Origin of the sequence: Sphingomonas sp., from assembly GCA_019635535.1 — a bacterium.
Taxonomy (GTDB): Bacteria; Pseudomonadota; Alphaproteobacteria; order Sphingomonadales; family Sphingomonadaceae; genus Allosphingosinicella.
Genome location: JAHBZH010000001.1, coordinates 1,752,034 through 1,768,849 on the forward strand (window position 1 = coordinate 1,752,034; position 16,816 = coordinate 1,768,849).

The following is a 16,816-nucleotide window of genomic DNA, read 5'->3' on the forward strand; positions in this document are numbered from 1 at the left end:
CTGTGGACGAAACCGGCCGGGGGGTTCCCCGACTCGCCCCCGGCGCCCATAGTCCTTCCATGTCGTCCGCGCCTTACGTCCCGCTTCGCAACTTCTCCTGCTACACGATGCTGGAAGGCGCGATCGATCCGAAGGCGATCGCCAAGCAGGCGAAGCGGCTCGATTTTCCCGCCGCCGCTTTGGTCGATCGCAACGGGCTCTACGCCGCCATGCCGTTCACGGAGGCTTGCCTCGGCGAAGGCGTGCAGCCGATCGTCGGCACGTTGCTTGGGGTGGCGCGGCCCGGAACGGCGGAGGGCAAACCGCCGGTCATCGACTGGCTGGCGCTCTATGCGCAGAACGAGGCCGGCTATGCCAACCTTTGCGCTCTGGTGTCCGAAGCGCATCTCGGCCGCCCGGTGGAACAGGAGGCGCATGTCGCGCTCGATGCGTTGGAGGGCCGCACGGAAGGCCTGATAGCGCTTACCGGAGGCGGGGAAGGGGCGCTGGCCCGGTTGCTCGCCGAAGGCCAGAACGCGGCCGCCGAAGCGGTCGCCGACCGGCTGGAGGCGCTGTTTCCAGGCCGTCTCTATGTCGAGCTCAGCCGACGCGGCGATCCGGTCGAGCAGGCGGCGGAAGCGGCGCTCGTCGAGCTCGCTTATGCACGCGACCTGCCTTTGGTCGCGACCAACCCGGCCGCCTATGCCGAGGCGACCTTCCACGGCGCGCATGACGCGATGCTGTGCATCGCCCAGTCCAGTCAGATCGCGCGGGACGATCGCACCCGCTCCTCGCCCGAGGCCTGGATGAAGCCCGCCGCCGACATGCGGGCTTTGTTCGCCGATCTGCCCGAGGCGATCGACAATAGCTCCGTGGTCGCGATGCGCTGCGCCGTCGGCGCGCCGCAGCGCAAGCCGATCCTGCCCAGCATCGCCGGCGACACCGACGCCGAGGCCGAGCAGCTTCGTCGCGACGCCCGCATCGGGCTGGCCGCCCGGCTCGAGCTCTGCGACGATCTGACCGAGGCCGACCGGAAAGCCTATTTCGAGCGTCTCGCTTACGAGACCGACATAATCGTCGACATGGGCTTCGCGGCTTATTTCCTGATCGTCGCCGATTTTATCAAATGGGCGAAGGAGCAGGACATTCCGGTGGGCCCCGGCCGCGGCTCCGGCGCGGGCTCGGTGGTCGCCTGGGCGCTCACCATCACCGATCTCGATCCGCTGAAACTCGGCCTGCTGTTCGAACGCTTCCTCAATCCCGAGCGCGTGTCGATGCCGGACTTCGATATCGACTTCTGCGAAACCCGGCGTGGCGAGGTGATCCGCTACGTCCAGGAGCGTTACGGGGCCGACAAGGTCGCGCAGATCATCACCTTCGGAAAACTCAAGGCCCGCGCCGTGCTCAAGGACACCGGCCGCGTGCTGCAAATGCCCTACGGCCAGGTCGACCGGCTCGCCAAGCTGGTGCCCAACCATCCGACCGATCCGTGGACGCTGGAGCGCGCGCTGAACGGCGTGTCCGAGCTGGCGGCGGAGTACAGGAATGACGCCGACGTGCGCCGCCTGTTCGATCTGGCGCGCAAGCTGGAAGGCCTGCCGCGCCACAGCTCGACCCACGCCGCCGGCGTGGTGATCGGCGATCGCCCGCTTGATCAGCTCGTCCCGCTCTACCGCGATCCGCGCTCGGACATGCCGGTCACCCAGTTCGACATGAAATATGTCGAGGCGGCGGGGCTGGTGAAGTTCGATTTTCTTGGTCTCAAGACGCTCTCGGTGCTGCGCAAAAGCGTGGCCCTGCTGGCGAAACGCGGCATTGCGGTCGATCTCGACCGGCTGATGCCGTGGGACGATCCGGAGGTCTATGCGTTGCTCCAGCGGGCGGATACGGTGGGCGTGTTCCAACTGGAATCGGAGGGCATGCGCCGTACGCTGGCCGCGGTGAAGCCGAGCAATTTCGGCGACATCATCGCGCTCGTCTCGCTCTACCGGCCCGGTCCGATGGACAATATCCCGATGTTCGGCGACCGCAAGAACGGCCGCGCGCCGATCGAATATCCGCACCCGCTGCTCGAGGACGTGCTCAGGGAAACCTATGGCATCTTCGTCTATCAGGAGCAGGTGATGGAGGCAGCCAAGGTTCTGGCCGGCTACAGCCTGGGCGAGGCCGATCTGCTGCGCCGCGCGATGGGCAAGAAGATCAAGGCGGAGATGGACGCGCAGCGGGAGCGCTTCGTCACCGGTTGCGCGGCGAACGACATCGGCCGGGCGAAGGCGAACGAATTGTTCGACTTGATCGACAAGTTCGCCGGCTACGGCTTCAACAAGAGTCACGCGGCAGCCTATGCTCTGGTCGCTTACCAGACCGCCTGGCTGAAGGCGCATCATCCGGTCGAATTCTTCGCCGCCTCGATGAGCTTCGACATCCATCTGACCGACAAGCTCGCCATCTTCGCCGACGACATGCGCCGGCTGGGGATCGAATGCCTGCCGCCGTCGATCAATGCCAGCGAGGCGGATTTCAGCGTTGAGGCGTCGGGGAACGGCCATGCGGTGCGCTACGCACTCGGCGCGCTCAAGGGTGTAGGCGAAAAGGCGATGGAGCAGCTCGTCGCCGAGCGCCGCGCCGGTGGGCCGTTCCGCGATCTCGACGATCTCGCCGCGCGGATCGATCCGCGCCTGCTCAACCGCCGCCAGATCGAAAGCCTCGCCGGCGGCGGTGCGTTCGACGGGCTCGCCGAACGATGGTCGGCCTTCGCCGCGGCCGAGACGATCCTCGCCGCCGCCTCCAGCGCGGCCGAGGCGCGCGAGAGCGGGCAAGGCGGTTTGTTCGGCGAAGGCCCCGCAGCGGTCGCGCCGATCCGGATGCCGCCTTGCGAGACCTGGACGCTGGCGCAGACCATGGCGGCGGAAAAGGAGAGCTTCGGCTTCTATTTCTCCGCTCATCCGGTCGACAATTACCGCCATCTCGCCGAGGCGCAGGGCGCGCGCAGCTTCCTGCAACTCGTCTCGCTGCCGGCACCGGCGGATGGCGGGCGCAGCCCCGGCCGGATGGCCGCCTTGGTCGAAGACACACGTTGGCGCACTTCGGCCAAGGGACGGCGTTACATGATGGCGACCCTGTCCGATCCCTCCGGTCAGTTCGAGGCGACGATCTTCGACGACATGGTCGCCGAACAGGTCGCCAATGCCGCCAAGGCCGGCACCTGCGCTCTGCTCGACGTCGAGCTCGACCGCCGTCCCGGCGAGGAGACGCCGCGCGTCACGATCCGGACGCTGCAAAGCCTGGAGAACCTGTCCAAGCGCACCCGACTGCGGCTCGAGGTGGAGGTGGCGGACGTGGCCGCCGTGTCCGCGCTCGCAGACGCGCTGACCGGCGACCGGGGAGGGGGCGGTGAGGTGCGGCTGAAGGCGAGCATCGATGGGGCCGAAGCCGAAATCCTGCTCGGCTGCGATTTCTCCGTCGATGCCGAGCTCGCGGCACGGATCGAGCGTGTGCCGGGCGTGCTCTTAGTCAATCTCGCGCTGGCCGATCGGGCTTCCCCGGCACGGCTTGCGCTCGTCGGCTGAGGCAATAGACTGACCCCGATGTGAATTGGGGAGAGGGCGATGCTGGGCACGATGCAGGATTTCGAGCTGCGGGTTCCGCGGCTGCTGGATCATGCCGAGCGCGAGCATGGCGCCCGCGAGATCGTCAGCTACTGGGCGGACGGCACGATGACCCGCACGAGCTGGGCTGGAATCGCCCGCGACGCGCGCAAACTGGCGCAGGCGTTGGAGAAACTGGGGGTGAAGCCGGGGGAGCGGGTCGCGACGCTGGCGATGAACCACAGCCGCCATCTCGTCGCCTGGTATGGCGCGATCGGCATGGGCGGCGTGATCCACACTATCAATCCGCGCCTGTTCGACGAACAGCTCGCCTACATCGCCAATCATGCGGAGGACAAAGTCCTCTTCTACGACAAGATGTTCGAATCGATCGTGGAGCGGCTGAAGCCGCAATGGACGACGATCGACCATTATGTCTGCTTCGACGACGGGGCGTTCGAAGCGCTGATCGGCGCGGAGGACGGCCGTTATGCCTGGGTGGAAGGGCCGGAGCGCGAGCCGTGCATGCTCTGCTACACGTCCGGCACCACCGGCCATCCCAAAGGCGTGCTCTACACGCACCGCTCCAGCGTCATACACGCATTGGCCGAGATGCAGCCGGCGGTGTTCGATCTCGATTCCACCGCCGTCGCGCTGCCGGTCGTGCCGATGTTCCATGCCGCCGCCTGGGGGCTACCTTTCGCGGGCGCCGCTGCGGGGATCAAGTTCGTCTATTCGGCGGTCAACGATCCCACGGTGCTGTGCACCTTGATGAACGAGGAGAAGGTGACGCACTCCGCCGGCGTGCCCACCGTCTGGCTCGCCATGTTCCAGTATATGGACGCGAGCGGAAAGCGGCCCGAGCATCTGAAGATCGTCACGATCGGCGGCTCGGCGGCACCGCGCGCGATGATCGAGCGGATCATGAAGATGGGCGTGCGGGTCAACCATGCCTGGGGCATGACCGAAACCTCGCCGATCGGCACGATGGGCGCGCCCAGCTACGATTGGGACGATCTGTCGTTCGAGGAGCAGGTCGATCTCACCTGCCGGCAGGGGCGGGTGCCGTTCGGCGTCGAGCTGCGCGTGATCGGGCCGGACGGCGAGGTGCTGCCGCGTGACGGCGAATCCTCCGGCAATCTCCAGATCCGCGGTCCCTGGATCATCCGCCGCTATTTCAAGGCCGATGCCGACGCCGCCGATGCGGACGGCTGGTTCGACACGGGCGATGTCGCGGTTCTCCATCCGGACGGTACGATGCAGATCACCGACCGCTCAAAGGACGTCATCAAGTCGGGCGGCGAATGGATCAGCTCGGTCGATCTCGAAAATGCCGCGGTCGGCTGCGCGGGCGTCGCCGAGGCCGCCGCGATCGGCGTCCATCACCCCAAATGGGACGAACGGCCGTTGCTGCTGGTCATCCGCAAGGAGGATTCGGGCGTGAGCGCCGACGACATCCAGGCGCATCTTGCGAATCACGTCGCGAAATGGTGGCTGCCGGACGAAATCCTGTTCGTCGACAGCCTGCCGCACACCGCGACCGGCAAGCTGCTCAAGACCGCCTTGCGCGAGCAATATCGCGATCACCGGCTCGTCACGGCTTAACGATCGGCGGCCGTCCGTCCCATAACGGGGCAGCCGTTTTCGCCGCTAGATTTCGTTTACCACCGGGCGTTTACGCCCACGCGCATGTATCGGGCGGGACGCATCGCGACATTGGCGGAAACGACGCAGGCCAGCGTCGCCCGATTCACGCCCGTGCCCGATTCCGCCGAGTTGCGCGCCTTCGTCCATGACGGCATCGATCCGCGCCTGGCGCGCGACTGGGCGGCGCTGGCCGGACAGGCATCGGAACCGAATGGATTCGCCGAGCACTGGTTCGTCGCGGCTTCGCTGGCGACGCTGCGCGGCGGGCGCGACGTGCGGATCGTCGAGGTCCGGCGCGGCGGCGCGATGATTGGCGTGATGCCGATCGCGATCGAGCATCGTTACGGGCGCCTGCGTGTCCGTTTCCTGCAGAATTGGTGCCATCATCACAGCTTCCTCGGTACGCCGCTGATCCGCGCGGGCGAGGAAACCGCGTTCTGGACAGCACTGCTCGACCTTCTCGACAGCGCGGATTGGGTGCCGGGCTTCCTGCATCTGCGTGGGCTGGTCGAAGACGGTCCCGTGCATCGCGGCCTGATCGCGGCACGGCCCGGCGCGGCGACCGTCCACCGCGAAGCCCGCGCGCTGCTGTGCAGCGAGCTGTCGCCGGCCGCCTATTACGAGCAGGCGGTGCGCCAGAAGAAACGCAAGGAGCACCGCCGCCTGCGCGCCCGGCTGGCCGAACAGGGTGCATTGCGCGCCCATATCCTGGGCGATGGGCGCGCGCTTCATGCATGGGCCGACGCCTTTCTCGCGCTCGAACGCGCCGGCTGGAAGGGTCGGGCGGGCAGCGCGCTGGCCTGCGCGGTCGATACGGAGGGCTTCTTCCGCGATGCGCTGGCCGGCGCCTGGGAAGCGGGGCGGCTCCAGTTCCTGCGGCTCGACCTGGAGGGCAGGCCGATCGCCATGCTGGTCAATTTCCTGTGCGCGCCGGGCGGTTTCTCGTTCAAGACCGCGTTCGACGAGGCCTATGCGCATTTCTCGCCCGGCGTGCTGCTCCAGATCGAAAATCTGGGCAATCTCGGCCGGCCCGACATCGCTTGGATGGACAGTTGCGCGGCCGAAAATCACCCGATGATCGAGGGCCTGTGGCGGGAGCGGCGCGTGCTCGCGCGCGTCACCGTGCCGCTCAAGGGCACGCGTCGCGCCGCGACGTTCCGCGCCTGCCGCGTGATCGAAAGCAGCTGGGCGCTGGCCAAGAGGGCAGGGCGATGACCGCGTTCGGCGCCGGCGCGCGCACCGCTTTGTCCGCGGCCTATCCGGAGATGCCGGTGCTACTCGATCATGGCCTGGCCGGCCATCCGCTGCTGACGCTCGATGTGCTGGCCGGGCTGGCGCAGCGCATCCGGCCCGTCGATGTCGAATATAATCGCGCCGATCTGCCGGTCGGCATCGACCCCGCAGACACGCCCGCCAACGGCCTCTCCGTCGCGCGGACGATCCGCGAGATCGAGCAATGCGGTTCCTGGATGGTGCTGAAATTCGTCGAGCAGGATCCGGCTTATCGCGCCTTGCTCAACGAGACGCTCGCTTTGCTGGAAGAGAATGTGCGCCCCGCCACTCGCGCGATGCTGAAGCGCGAGGCGTTCGTCTTCATCTCCTCGCCCGGCGCCGTCACGCCGTTTCACTTCGATCCCGAGCACAACATCCTGCTCCAGATCCGGGGCACGAAGCGCATGACAATCTTTCCCGCCGCCGACGAGGCGCTGGTGAGCGGCGCGGCGCATGAGGCCTTCCACGCCGGCGGTCACCGCAACCTCGTCTGGCGCGACGAGTTCGCGGCGAAGGGCGCGGCGTTCGATCTGGCGCCGGGCAAGGCCGTCTACGTGCCGGTCAAGGCGCCGCACTGGGTGAAGAACGGGCCGGAGGTGTCGATCTCGCTTTCGGTCACCTGGCGCAGCGAATGGAGCTATCGCGAGGAATATGCGCGCGCCATGAACGCGATGCTCCGCCGCGCCGGCCTGAGCCCCGCCGCGCCGGGCCGCTATCCGCGCCAGAATCGTGTGAAGTCCTTCGGCTGGCGCGTCATCGACAAGGCGCGCCGCACGCTGGGGGGCAGAACATGACCCAGCCCGAACTGGTCGTCGTCGTCGACACCGAGGAGGAATTCGACTGGAAGAGCGATTTCTCGCGCACGGCGACCGCGACGCGATCGATTCCCGCCCAGGCGCGCGCGCACGAAATCTACGACCTTTACGGTGTCGTGCCGACCTATGTGATCGACTATCCGGTCGCGACGAACCCTGAGGCTGTCGCCTTCCTGCGCGGCCTTGCCGATGCCGGCCGGGCGGAGATCGGCGCGCATCTCCATCCCTGGGTCACGCCGCCGCACGATGAAGAGGTGACGCGGCGCAACTCCTATCATTGCAACCTGCCGCCCGAGCTGGAGCGCGCCAAGATCGCGGCGATCACCCAGGCGATCCAACGCGGGTTCCGCGTGCGGCCGACCGTGTTCAAGGCGGGCCGCCACGGCTTCGGGCCCGGTACGGCGGCGGCGCTGGCGGAACTCGGCTATCGCGTCGATTGCTCCATGGTCCCGCACACCAGCTATACGGCGGACGGCGGCCCTGATTTCCGGCGCGTGCCAGAGACGCCGCACTGGCTCGATGAAGAGGCCGGCCTGCTCGAAATACCGATGAGCGTCGGCTATTTCGGCGCGCTGCCCGGGCTGGGCGCGAAGGCGGACTGGCTGTTCGATCATCCCCGCGCGGGGCGCCTGCATCTGCCCGGCATCCTGGCGCGCACCGGCATCGTCTCGCGCACCCGGCTGACGCCCGAAGGCGTGCCGGTTGCCGAGCAGTGCCGGCTGATCGAGGCGATGCTCCGGCGCGGCCGGCGCACCTTCACGCTCACCTATCACAGCCCCAGCCTGGCGCCCGGCAATACGCCCTATGTCCATGACGAGGCGGGGCTGTACGCCTTTCTCGGCCGGATCGACGCGGTGCTGCGCTTCTTCCGGGATTCGGTCGGGGGGCGCTTCACTACCTTGAGCGAAATCCACGCGCGCTGTACGGCGGAAGGCCGGCAGGCGGCATGAAGCTTCTTGCGAACGCTTCGCAATAGCCCTAAGGCGATTCGCCGAAGGGAGAATATACGGATGAAACCCAGCGCGATTCTGGCCGCCTGTGCCGGCCTCATCATGCTCGCCGCGTGCGGCACCGGCGATGCCGGCAACAACAGTGCCCAGGCCGGCAGCGGGGAGGTCAATCTCTACACCGCCCGCCATTATGACAGCGATCAGGCGCTCTATGATCGTTTCCAGCAGGAGACGGGCATTCGCGTCAACGTGATCGAGGGCCGTCCGGACGAGCTGGTCGCGCGCATCCAGAGCGAGGGCGAACGCAGCCCCGCCGATCTCTTCGTCGCCGCCGATGCCGGCGCCCTGTGGCGCGCGCAGCGGGCGAACCTGTTCCAGCCGGTTCAGTCCGAAACCCTGAACGCCGCCATCCCGGCCAATCTGCGCGAACCTGCCGGCAACTGGTACGGCTTCATGCGCCGCGCCCGCGTCGTCGCCTATGACAGCGCGCGCGTCCGGCCGGAGGAAGTGGACAGCTACGAGAAGCTCGCCACGCCGCGTTTCCGGGGCAAGATCTGCGTGCGTTCTGCCGACAGCGTGTACAATCTCTCGCTGCTCGGTGCGCTCATCGAGGCGTGGGGCGAGGAGCGGGCCGAGGCCTGGGCGCGCGGCATTGTCGCCAACATGGCACGTCAGCCGGAAGGCGGCGACCGCGATCAGATCCGCGCGGTCGGCGCCGGCGTTTGCGAGGTCGCGATCACCAATTCCTATTATTATATCCGCATGGCCAATGGCGACGATGCGCGCGATCGCGAGATCACCCAGCGGGTCCGGCTCGGCTTCCCGAGCCTGGACGGGCAGGGGGCGCATGTGAACGTCTCGGGCGGGGGCGTGCTGGCCCGCGCTCCGAACCGCGACAATGCCGTCCGGCTGCTCGAATTCTTCGCCTCGGCGGATTCGCAGCGACACATCTCGGCCAACAACAACGAATATCCGGCCTCGCCCAATGTCGAGGCGCCGGAGCCGGTGGCGGCCCATGCGAACTTCACCGCCAATCCGATGTCGGTGGCGGCCTTCGCGGCTCGCCAGCCGCAGGCCCAGTCGATCATGAGCCGCGTGGGCTGGCGATAAACAGCGCTGCTCTGACGGACGCCGCCGCGCCTTGGGCGCGGCGGTGGTCCCCCGGCCTGCTCCCGACGCTGGCCGCGCTCGCCGCCTTCGTGGCGGCGTTGCCGCTTCTCGGCGTCATCTGGGCGGCCTTTTCCGGCGAAACGGCGGACATCGCCGGCCGCGATGTGCTGCGCTACGCCGCGACCTCGGCCTGGCTGGCGCTGCTGGTCGGCGCGATCACCGCGCTCCTCGGCTCGATCGCCGCCTGGCTGGTGGTGATGCACCGCTTTCCGGGCCGCGACATCTTCGCCTGGGCGCTGGCGCTACCACTGGCGGCACCCGCCTTCGCACTCGCTTATGCCTATGGCGACCTGTTCGACGTGGCGGGGGAATTGCGCATGTGGATGCGCGCGGCATTGGGCTTCGACATGCCGTTCGAGATGCGGACCATATCCGGCGCGGCCTTCGTCCTCTCCTGCGCCTTCTATCCTTATGTCTATCTCGCCATGCGCGCGGCCTTCCTCAACCAGTCGGTCACGGCGCTGGAGGCGGCGCGGACACTCGGCTGCACGCAGCGCAGTGCCTTCCTGCGCGCCGCCATGCCGCTCGCCCGGCCCGCGCTCGCCGCGGGTGTGGCGCTGGCGGTGATGGAGACGCTCGCCGATTATGGCGCGGTCCAGTTCCTCGCCGTGCAGACGCTCACCACCGGCGTGGTGCGGGCCTGGTCGGTCTATGGCTCGACCGCCTCGGCGGCGCAGTTCGCCTTGCCTTTGCTCGGCGCGGCGGCTTTGCTGCTGTGGATCGAGCGGGCCGGGCGCAGGGGCAGGGGTTATGAAAGCGCCAATTCGAAATGGCGCCCGCTCCCCGTCACACCGCTCCCGCCGGCCAAGGCGGTTTTGGCCAGCCTGTTCTGCTTCGCCTTGCTCTTCTTCGGCCTGTTGCTGCCCTGCGGCTGGCTGCTCTGGAGCTCGCTCGACGTGGCGCCGCAATGGCCCCGGCTGATCGACGCGGCGACCCATTCGGTGACGTTGGGCGTGGCCGGCGCGGTCGTGACCGTAACCCTCGCCACCGCCTTGGCGTTGGGCGCGGCGCGGCTCCCGCTCGCCGCGCGCGTCGCCAGCCTCGGCTATGCGACGCCGGGTGCGGTGATGGCGATCGGCCTGCTCGCGCCGGCCGCTGTCATCTGGCGCCTTACGCCCGGCACATCCGGCTTCGCGGTCGGCATCGGTCTGCTCATCTACGCCTATTCCGCCCGGCTGATGGCCGCCGCGCTGGAGCCGATCGACGCGGGCCTCTCCAAGGTGACGGCCCGCATGGCCTGGGCCAGCCGCACGCTCGGCAAGGGCCCGGCCGCCACCGCCTGGAAGGTGCAGCTTCCCGTCGCGCGCGGTGCGCTGCTCACCGCCGGCCTCGTCGTCTTCATCGACGTGCTGAAGGAATTGCCGGCGACGCTGATCCTGCGCCCGTTCAATTTCGACACTCTGGCGGTGATCGCCAGCAATTACGCGCTGGACGAGCGGCTGCCCCAGGCTGGCTGGCCCTCGCTCATCATCGTCGGTCTCGCGCTGCCGGCGGTGATCTGGCTGACGCGCAAGATTGCCATGTCGCGCCCCGGCGCGGCATAGGCGGCCCATGACCGTTTCGCCGCCGCCCATATTGGACATCCGCGCCGTCACCCGCGCCTATCCAGGGATCGTCGCGCTCGATGCCGTGTCGCTGGGGCTGTGTGCGGGGCGGATCACCTGCCTGCTCGGCCCGTCCGGCTGCGGCAAGAGCACCTTGCTGCGCCTGCTCGCCGGGCTGGAGCCGGTGGATGCGGGAGAGATCGAGGCGGCGGGCCAGCTCATCTCCGCGCCCGGCCGCACCGTCCCGCCGGAGGCCCGCAATATCGGCCTGGTCTTCCAGGATTTCGCGCTCTTCCCGCATCTCGATGTCGCACAGAATGTCGCCTTCGGGCTGGACGGTATGGACCGCAAGGCGCGCCGTGCCCGCGCGCTGGAGCTGCTCGATCGCTTCAAGCTCGCGCACCGCGCCGATGCCTGGCCGCACACCTTGTCCGGCGGCGAGCAGCAGCGCGTCGCCATCGCGCGCGCCTTGGCACGCGAGCCGTCGGCCCTGCTGCTCGATGAGCCCTTTTCCGGCCTGGACGGCGATCTCAAGGCGGAAGTCCGCCATGTCGTCCTGTCCGGTCTGCGTGCCGCGAAGGCCGCGATCCTGATCGTCACCCACGATCCGGAGGAGGCGATGCTGGTCGCCGACGATCTCGCCTTGATGTCCGCCGGCCGCCTGCTCCAGGCCGGCAGCCCGGAGCATTGTTATCTCAACCCTGCATCGCTCGCCGCCGCGCGGCTGCTGGGGCCGGCCAATCTCGTGCCCGCCGAGGTGAGGGCAGGGATGGCGCGCTCCCCGTTTGGCGAACTGTCCGCCCCGGACGCGCCGGATGGCCCGGCCACATTGATGATCCGCCCCGAAGCGCTGGGCATCGCCGGCGAAGGTGTCGCCGTGATGGTCACGGAGGTGCATTTCGGCGGCGCCTTCCACGAAGTGACGGTGGAAGCCGAAGGCGTCGCCGTCACGCTGCGCCATATCGGCCCTGACGTTCCCGCTGCGGGCCCGGCGCGTGTTGCGATCGACCCGGCGCGGGCCCGGCTGCTGGCCGGCTAGATTATTCCGCCGCCGGCGCGAACGGGCTGTCGGCGTTCCAGCGCGGCGCCGCCGGCGCGTCCGCGATTTCGCGCGCGATCAGGTAATTGAGCCGCACGAAGCGCGCCCCGGCGTCCCAGTTGAACGGCAGGTTCAGATCGTCGTTCACGCTGTGATATTCGGTGGAAAGAAAGTGCCTGAACCGCTCGGCGCCTTCGCCGCCGAAGCCGGTCATCAGGAACACGGACGGCACGCCGGCTTGCACGAAGCGATAATGGTCGGAGCGGGTGAAGATGCCCTGTTCCGGCATCGGGTCGGGAATGACGCCGACCTGCATCCGCGTTGCGGCGCGCGTCACCGTCTCGCCCATCGTCGAATGTTCGGCGCCGAAGGCGATCACGTCGGAGAAATCGTAGGTCAGCACCGGCATGTCGAGATTGACGACGCCGACGATGCGTCCGTCGACGATCGGGTTGTGGACGAGGTAATTGGCACCGATCAGGCCGATCTCCTCGGCCGTCACCGCTGCGATCAGGATCGGGCGGCGCGGGCGGTTGGCGGGGTCGGCCATGGCGCGCGCGACCTCGATCAGGGTCGAGACGCCGGTCGCATTGTCCATCGCCCCATTGCGGATCAGATCGGCATCCTCCGCATCGCCCTCGCGCCGGGCGCGCACGCCCAGCCCGTCGAGATGGGCCATCAACAGCACATATTCGTTCGCGAGGGCGGGATCGTTGCCCGGCAGGACGGCGACGACATTGGCGCTTTCGAATCGGCTCTGCGTCCCTTCGGCCCGTTCGGCGCGCACGTCCTGACTGAGCGCGAAGCCGCGCGGCCGGGCGCCACGGCGGCCGGCCTCGCGCATCACCTGTTCCAGCGAACGCCGCGCGCCCTGGAACAAGGCCGTCGCCGCATCGCCCTCGGCGGTCGCGCCGAAGCGCAGGCCGTCGCTTGAGAAAGGCCGCCCGTCGGCGCCGACCCAGCTCACGCTCGGCCGGCCGGCCGCACCGACCAAGGCGCGCCACGGGAAGGTCCGGATGTCGCCAGCCGTGCGGATCGTGATCATGCCCACCGCCCCGCGCGCGGCCGCCATGCGCGCCTTGCCGGAGCTGAGATGCGCGCCGACGTCGCTGGCCGTGCCGGCGGGATAGCCGCTCAGCGCCACCACCACCTTGCCGCGCACGTCCAGTCCCGCATAATCGTCGAAGCCGATGCCGGGCGCATCGATGCCGTAGCCGACGAACACGGCCGGCGCGGTCAGGTCGAGCGCAGACGTGTCGGCGCTGGCGCGGATCAAGATGTGGCTGCCCTGGTCGAAGGTCCGTCCGCCGATGGTGAGGCGCGGCGTGCCGGCGAGGCTGGAGCGGACGAACTGGATATTCTGGAACCAGCCGCCATTCGCGCCCGGCCGCAAGCCCAGCCCCTCGAACTGTGTCGCGACATAATGGGCCGCGATGTCGTAGCCGCGCGTGCCGGCCTCGCGTCCTTCCAGCAGGTCATTGCCCAGGAAAGCAACATGGGAGCGGAAGGCCTCGGCGGTGAAGACCGGTTCTTCGGCCGCGGCGGAAACGGAAAGCGACAGCGCGGCGAAACCGACGAGCAGGCTCTTGAAATGCATGAAACGGATCCCCCGGAACTGGTGTGGCATTGGCCTAATGCACTTGGGCGGAGCTTGCAACGCCGTCGCCAAGCTGAACGCCCGCCAACAGCGCCAGTCAGCTTCTGTTCAACCCATCTATGGAAAACAACGTTTCGTCGCACGGTGAACCGCGACAAGGGAGTAAGAACGATGTCGGTCTCGATCTTCGGAAAGCGTGGCAAGGCCCATCTCAGCGATCCTGCGCTGCGCGGCTATCACGTCGTCTATCGCGAGAACGAGGTGAACCATTGCCCCGGCTGCGGCCGTTCGCACTGGTATGTCGGCCGGCTTTCGGCGGAATGCGGCTTCTGCGGCACCGCGCTGCCGCGCATCGAGGGCATGGCGATTGGTGCCGGCCTGTTCCGCGTCATGCGCCGCCCGGACGAACTCGCCCAGGCCGCCTGAGCATTGCCCCTTGAAGCCGTTGCCGCACGCTCGCGGCAACGGCGCTTGCCCTCTGTGTCATCGCTGCTATAGACGCCGCCTTGCCGGCCTCATGCGGGCGTGGCGGAACTGGTAGACGCGCCAGGTTTAGGTCCTGGTATCGAAAGATGTGGGGGTTCGAGTCCCTTCGCCCGCACCAGCCTTCCGTCATCGCCCCGCCCGAAGGCGCCGCCACAAGCTGACATGAAGGTTTGATTTCGAGATGCAGACTGTCGAGACGTTGAACGAGGGCCTGAAGCGCGCCTATCGGCTCACCATTCCCGCCAAGGACATCAATGCGCGCGTCGATGCCGAGCTGAAGTCGGTCGCGCCGCAGGTCCGGATGCCCGGCTTCCGCCCCGGCAAGGTTCCGGCCAACCTCATTCGCAAGATGCACGGCCCCGCGCTCGAGCAGCAGGCGCTGGAGAACGCGGTGCAGGACGGCGTCCAGAAGCTGATCGCCGAGCAGAAGATCCGCCCCGCCATGCAGCCGGCCGTGTCGCTGGAAGAAGGTGGCGAAGGCAAGGACGCGGTCGTCACCGTCGAGGTCGAGACGCTGCCGGACGTGCCGGAAGCGAAGCTGGACGGACTCAAGATCGATCGGCTGACCGTTCCCGCCTCCGATGCGATGCTGGACGAGGCGGTCGCGCGGCTGGCCGAGGGCCAGAAGAGCTTCGATCCGGCCCCGGCCGCGCGCAAGGCGGCGACCGGCGATCTCGTGATCATGGACTTCGAGGGCAAGGTCGACGGCGAACCGTTCGACGGCGGTAAGGGCGAGGGCATGTCGATCGAGCTCGGCTCGGGCCGACTGATCCCCGGCTTCGAGGACCAGCTCGTCGGCGTGAAGGCCAATGACGAGACCCAGGTGAAGGTCACCTTCCCGGACGAATATCCGGTCGATTATCTGAAGGGCCGCGAGGCGGTGTTCGACGTCGTCGTGAACGAGGTGCAGACGCCGCGCCCGTTCAAGGCGGACGACGCTTTCGCCCAGTCGATGGGCCTGGAGGGGATCGCTCAGCTGCGCGAGCTGCTGAAGGGCCAGGTGGAGCAGGAGCTGAACGGCCTTACCCGCACCCACATGAAGCGCCAGCTGCTCGACCAGCTCGCCGCGTCCCACGATTTCCCGGTGCCGGAATCGATGGTCGAGGCCGAATTCGATCAGATCTGGCGCCAGCTCGACCATGAGGCGGGCCACGAGGAGGATCCCGCCGCCGCGCGCGCCGAGATGGAGGCCGAGAAGGACGAGTATCGCGCCATCGCCGAGCGCCGCGTGCGTCTCGGCCTGCTCCTGTCCGAGATCGGCCAGCAGCGCGGCGTGCAGGTCAGTCCGCAGGAGATGAACCAGCTCGTCATGCAGGCGGCGCAGCAATACAAGCCGGAGGACCGGCAGCGCTTCGTCGAATATGTCCAGGGCACGCCGATGGCCGCCGCCCAGCTGCGCGCGCCCCTGTTCGAGGACAAGGTGGTCGATGTGCTGTTCGAAGGCGCCGAGATCACCGACCGCGAAGTGACCCGCGATGAATTGCAGGAAGCGATCGAGGCCGAGGACGGCCATGTCCACGGCCCGGGCTGCGGCCACGATCATCACGATCACGGCGCCAAGTCCAAGAAGGCGGCGGCGAAGAAGCCGGCCGCCAAGAAGGCCGCGCCCGCCGAGGACAAGGCGGAAAAACCCGCCAAGGCTCCGGCCAAGAGGACTCCGGCGAAGAAGCCGGCCGCGAAAAAGGCCTAACCAGGAATTAACCCTCCTCCGTCATGGAGGAGGGGATTTCCGGGGGGATCGGCATTGGCTCAGCAGCAACCACGCATCGCCGTCCTGCTCCCCTGCTACAATGAGGAAGCGGCGATCGCGCGCACCGTGATCTCCTTCCGCGCCGCGCTGCCCGACGCCGTCATCTACGTTTACGACAATAACAGCTCGGACCGCACCGCCGAGGTCGCCGCCGCCGCCGGCGCGATCGTCCGCGCCGAGAAGATGCAGGGCAAGGGCCATGTCGTGCGCCGCATGTTCGCCGATGTGGAGGCCGATATCTATGTGATGGCCGATGGCGACGCCACCTACGACGCCGCCGCGGCGCCCGCTCTCGTCGCCAAGCTGGTCGACGAACGGCTCGACATGGTGGTCGCCGCGCGCCAGTCGGAAGTGGAGGAGGCCTATCGGCGCGGCCACCGGCTCGGCAACCGGCTGTTCACCGGGCTCCTGGCGCGCCTGTTCGGCCGCAGCTTCACCGACATCTTCTCCGGCTACCGCATCTTCTCGCGCCGTTTCGTCAAGTCTTTCCCAGCCTTGTCGGCGGGCTTTGAGACGGAAACCGAGATCTCCGTCCACGCGCTGGAGCTGGCCATGCCGGTCGGCGAGGTGGTGACGGCCTATGGCGCGCGGCCCGAAGGCTCGGTGTCGAAGCTCTCCACCTGGCGCGACGGCTGGCGCATCGCGAAGACGATCATCCATCTGTTCCGGCTGGAGCGACCGGTCCTCTTCTACGGCTGGATCGCGGTCCTGCTCGGCCTGGCCGCGCTGATCCTCGCCGTCCCGCTCGCCATCACCTACGCGCAAACCGGCCTTGTGCCGCGCTTCCCGACCGCGATCCTCGCCACCGGCCTGACGCTTCTCGCCGCCTTGAGCTTCTTCACCGGCCTCATCCTCGACACGGTGGTGCGCGGCCGCCGGGAAGTCCGCCGCCTCCACTATCTCGGCCTGCCGGGGCCGGGCGGGGAGGGCTGACCGGCCGGAGCGCATCGTCGGGGCTTGAACCTTCGCGCCAATGCTCC

Annotated in this window: 12 protein-coding genes and 1 tRNA gene; 12 read left to right on the forward strand and 1 reads right to left on the reverse strand. The window is 68.1% G+C overall.

Translation table 11 applies throughout. The annotated features are described in order from the left end of the window. Window positions 1-59 precede the first annotated feature (59 nt). The 8 genes from dnaE to KF780_09040 all read left to right on the forward strand — a co-directional run bounded on the left by dnaE (window position 60) and on the right by KF780_09040 (window position 12,003). Window positions 60-3,548 carry a DNA polymerase III subunit alpha gene (gene dnaE / locus KF780_09005; GenBank protein ID MBX3561937.1) on the forward strand — a complete coding sequence of 1,163 codons (3,489 nt, stop codon included), beginning with the start codon at window positions 60-62 and terminating at the stop codon, window positions 3,546-3,548. 39 nt (window positions 3,549-3,587) lie between these two features. Continuing rightward, window positions 3,588-5,171, forward strand: a complete 1,584-nt coding sequence (locus KF780_09010; protein MBX3561938.1) for a long-chain fatty acid--CoA ligase — start codon at window positions 3,588-3,590, stop codon at window positions 5,169-5,171. Between the two features lie 84 nt (window positions 5,172-5,255). Continuing rightward, window positions 5,256-6,428, forward strand: a complete 1,173-nt coding sequence (locus KF780_09015; GenBank protein MBX3561939.1) for a GNAT family N-acetyltransferase — start codon at window positions 5,256-5,258, stop codon at window positions 6,426-6,428. Continuing rightward, window positions 6,425-7,279 (forward strand): cupin-like domain-containing protein, encoded by an 855-nt coding sequence (locus KF780_09020; protein ID MBX3561940.1) that lies wholly within the window; start codon window positions 6,425-6,427, stop codon window positions 7,277-7,279. Before KF780_09015 ends, KF780_09020 begins: the two co-directional genes overlap by 4 nt. Continuing rightward, window positions 7,276-8,250: a polysaccharide deacetylase family protein gene (locus KF780_09025; protein MBX3561941.1), complete on the forward strand. Its 975-nt coding sequence runs from the start codon at window positions 7,276-7,278 to the stop codon at window positions 8,248-8,250. Before KF780_09020 ends, KF780_09025 begins: the two co-directional genes overlap by 4 nt. Before the next feature lie 60 nt (window positions 8,251-8,310). After that, window positions 8,311-9,360, forward strand: a complete 1,050-nt coding sequence (locus KF780_09030) for an extracellular solute-binding protein (protein ID MBX3561942.1) — start codon at window positions 8,311-8,313, stop codon at window positions 9,358-9,360. An 89-nt stretch (window positions 9,361-9,449) separates the two neighbouring features. Continuing rightward, window positions 9,450-10,964 (forward strand): iron ABC transporter permease, encoded by a 1,515-nt coding sequence (locus KF780_09035; GenBank protein ID MBX3561943.1) that lies wholly within the window; start codon window positions 9,450-9,452, stop codon window positions 10,962-10,964. A gap of 7 nt (window positions 10,965-10,971) precedes the next feature. Next, entirely contained in the window at window positions 10,972-12,003 is a 1,032-nt protein-coding gene (locus KF780_09040) for an ABC transporter ATP-binding protein (GenBank protein ID MBX3561944.1), read from the forward strand. 1 nt (window position 12,004) lies between these two features. Here KF780_09040 and KF780_09045 read toward each other — a convergent pair whose 3' ends face one another. Then, on the reverse strand, window positions 12,005-13,600 hold the full coding sequence (locus KF780_09045; protein ID MBX3561945.1) for a M20/M25/M40 family metallo-hydrolase: 1,596 nt from the start codon (window positions 13,598-13,600) through the stop codon (window positions 12,005-12,007). Window positions 13,601-13,771: 171 nt separating this feature from the next. On the opposite strand from KF780_09045, the gene KF780_09050 reads away from it, so the two are divergent. From KF780_09050 to KF780_09065, 4 genes are all read left to right on the forward strand, one after another. Continuing rightward, entirely contained in the window at window positions 13,772-14,026 is a 255-nt protein-coding gene (locus tag KF780_09050; GenBank protein MBX3561946.1) for a hypothetical protein, read from the forward strand. A gap of 93 nt (window positions 14,027-14,119) precedes the next feature. Next, window positions 14,120-14,204, forward strand: a tRNA-Leu gene (locus KF780_09055). 63 nt (window positions 14,205-14,267) lie between these two features. Continuing rightward, on the forward strand, window positions 14,268-15,776 hold the full coding sequence (gene tig, locus KF780_09060) for a trigger factor (protein ID MBX3561947.1): 1,509 nt from the start codon (window positions 14,268-14,270) through the stop codon (window positions 15,774-15,776). A 75-nt stretch (window positions 15,777-15,851) separates the two neighbouring features. Beyond that, window positions 15,852-16,769 (forward strand): glycosyltransferase, encoded by a 918-nt coding sequence (locus tag KF780_09065; protein MBX3561948.1) that lies wholly within the window; start codon window positions 15,852-15,854, stop codon window positions 16,767-16,769. The last annotated feature ends 47 nt before the right edge of the window (window positions 16,770-16,816 follow it).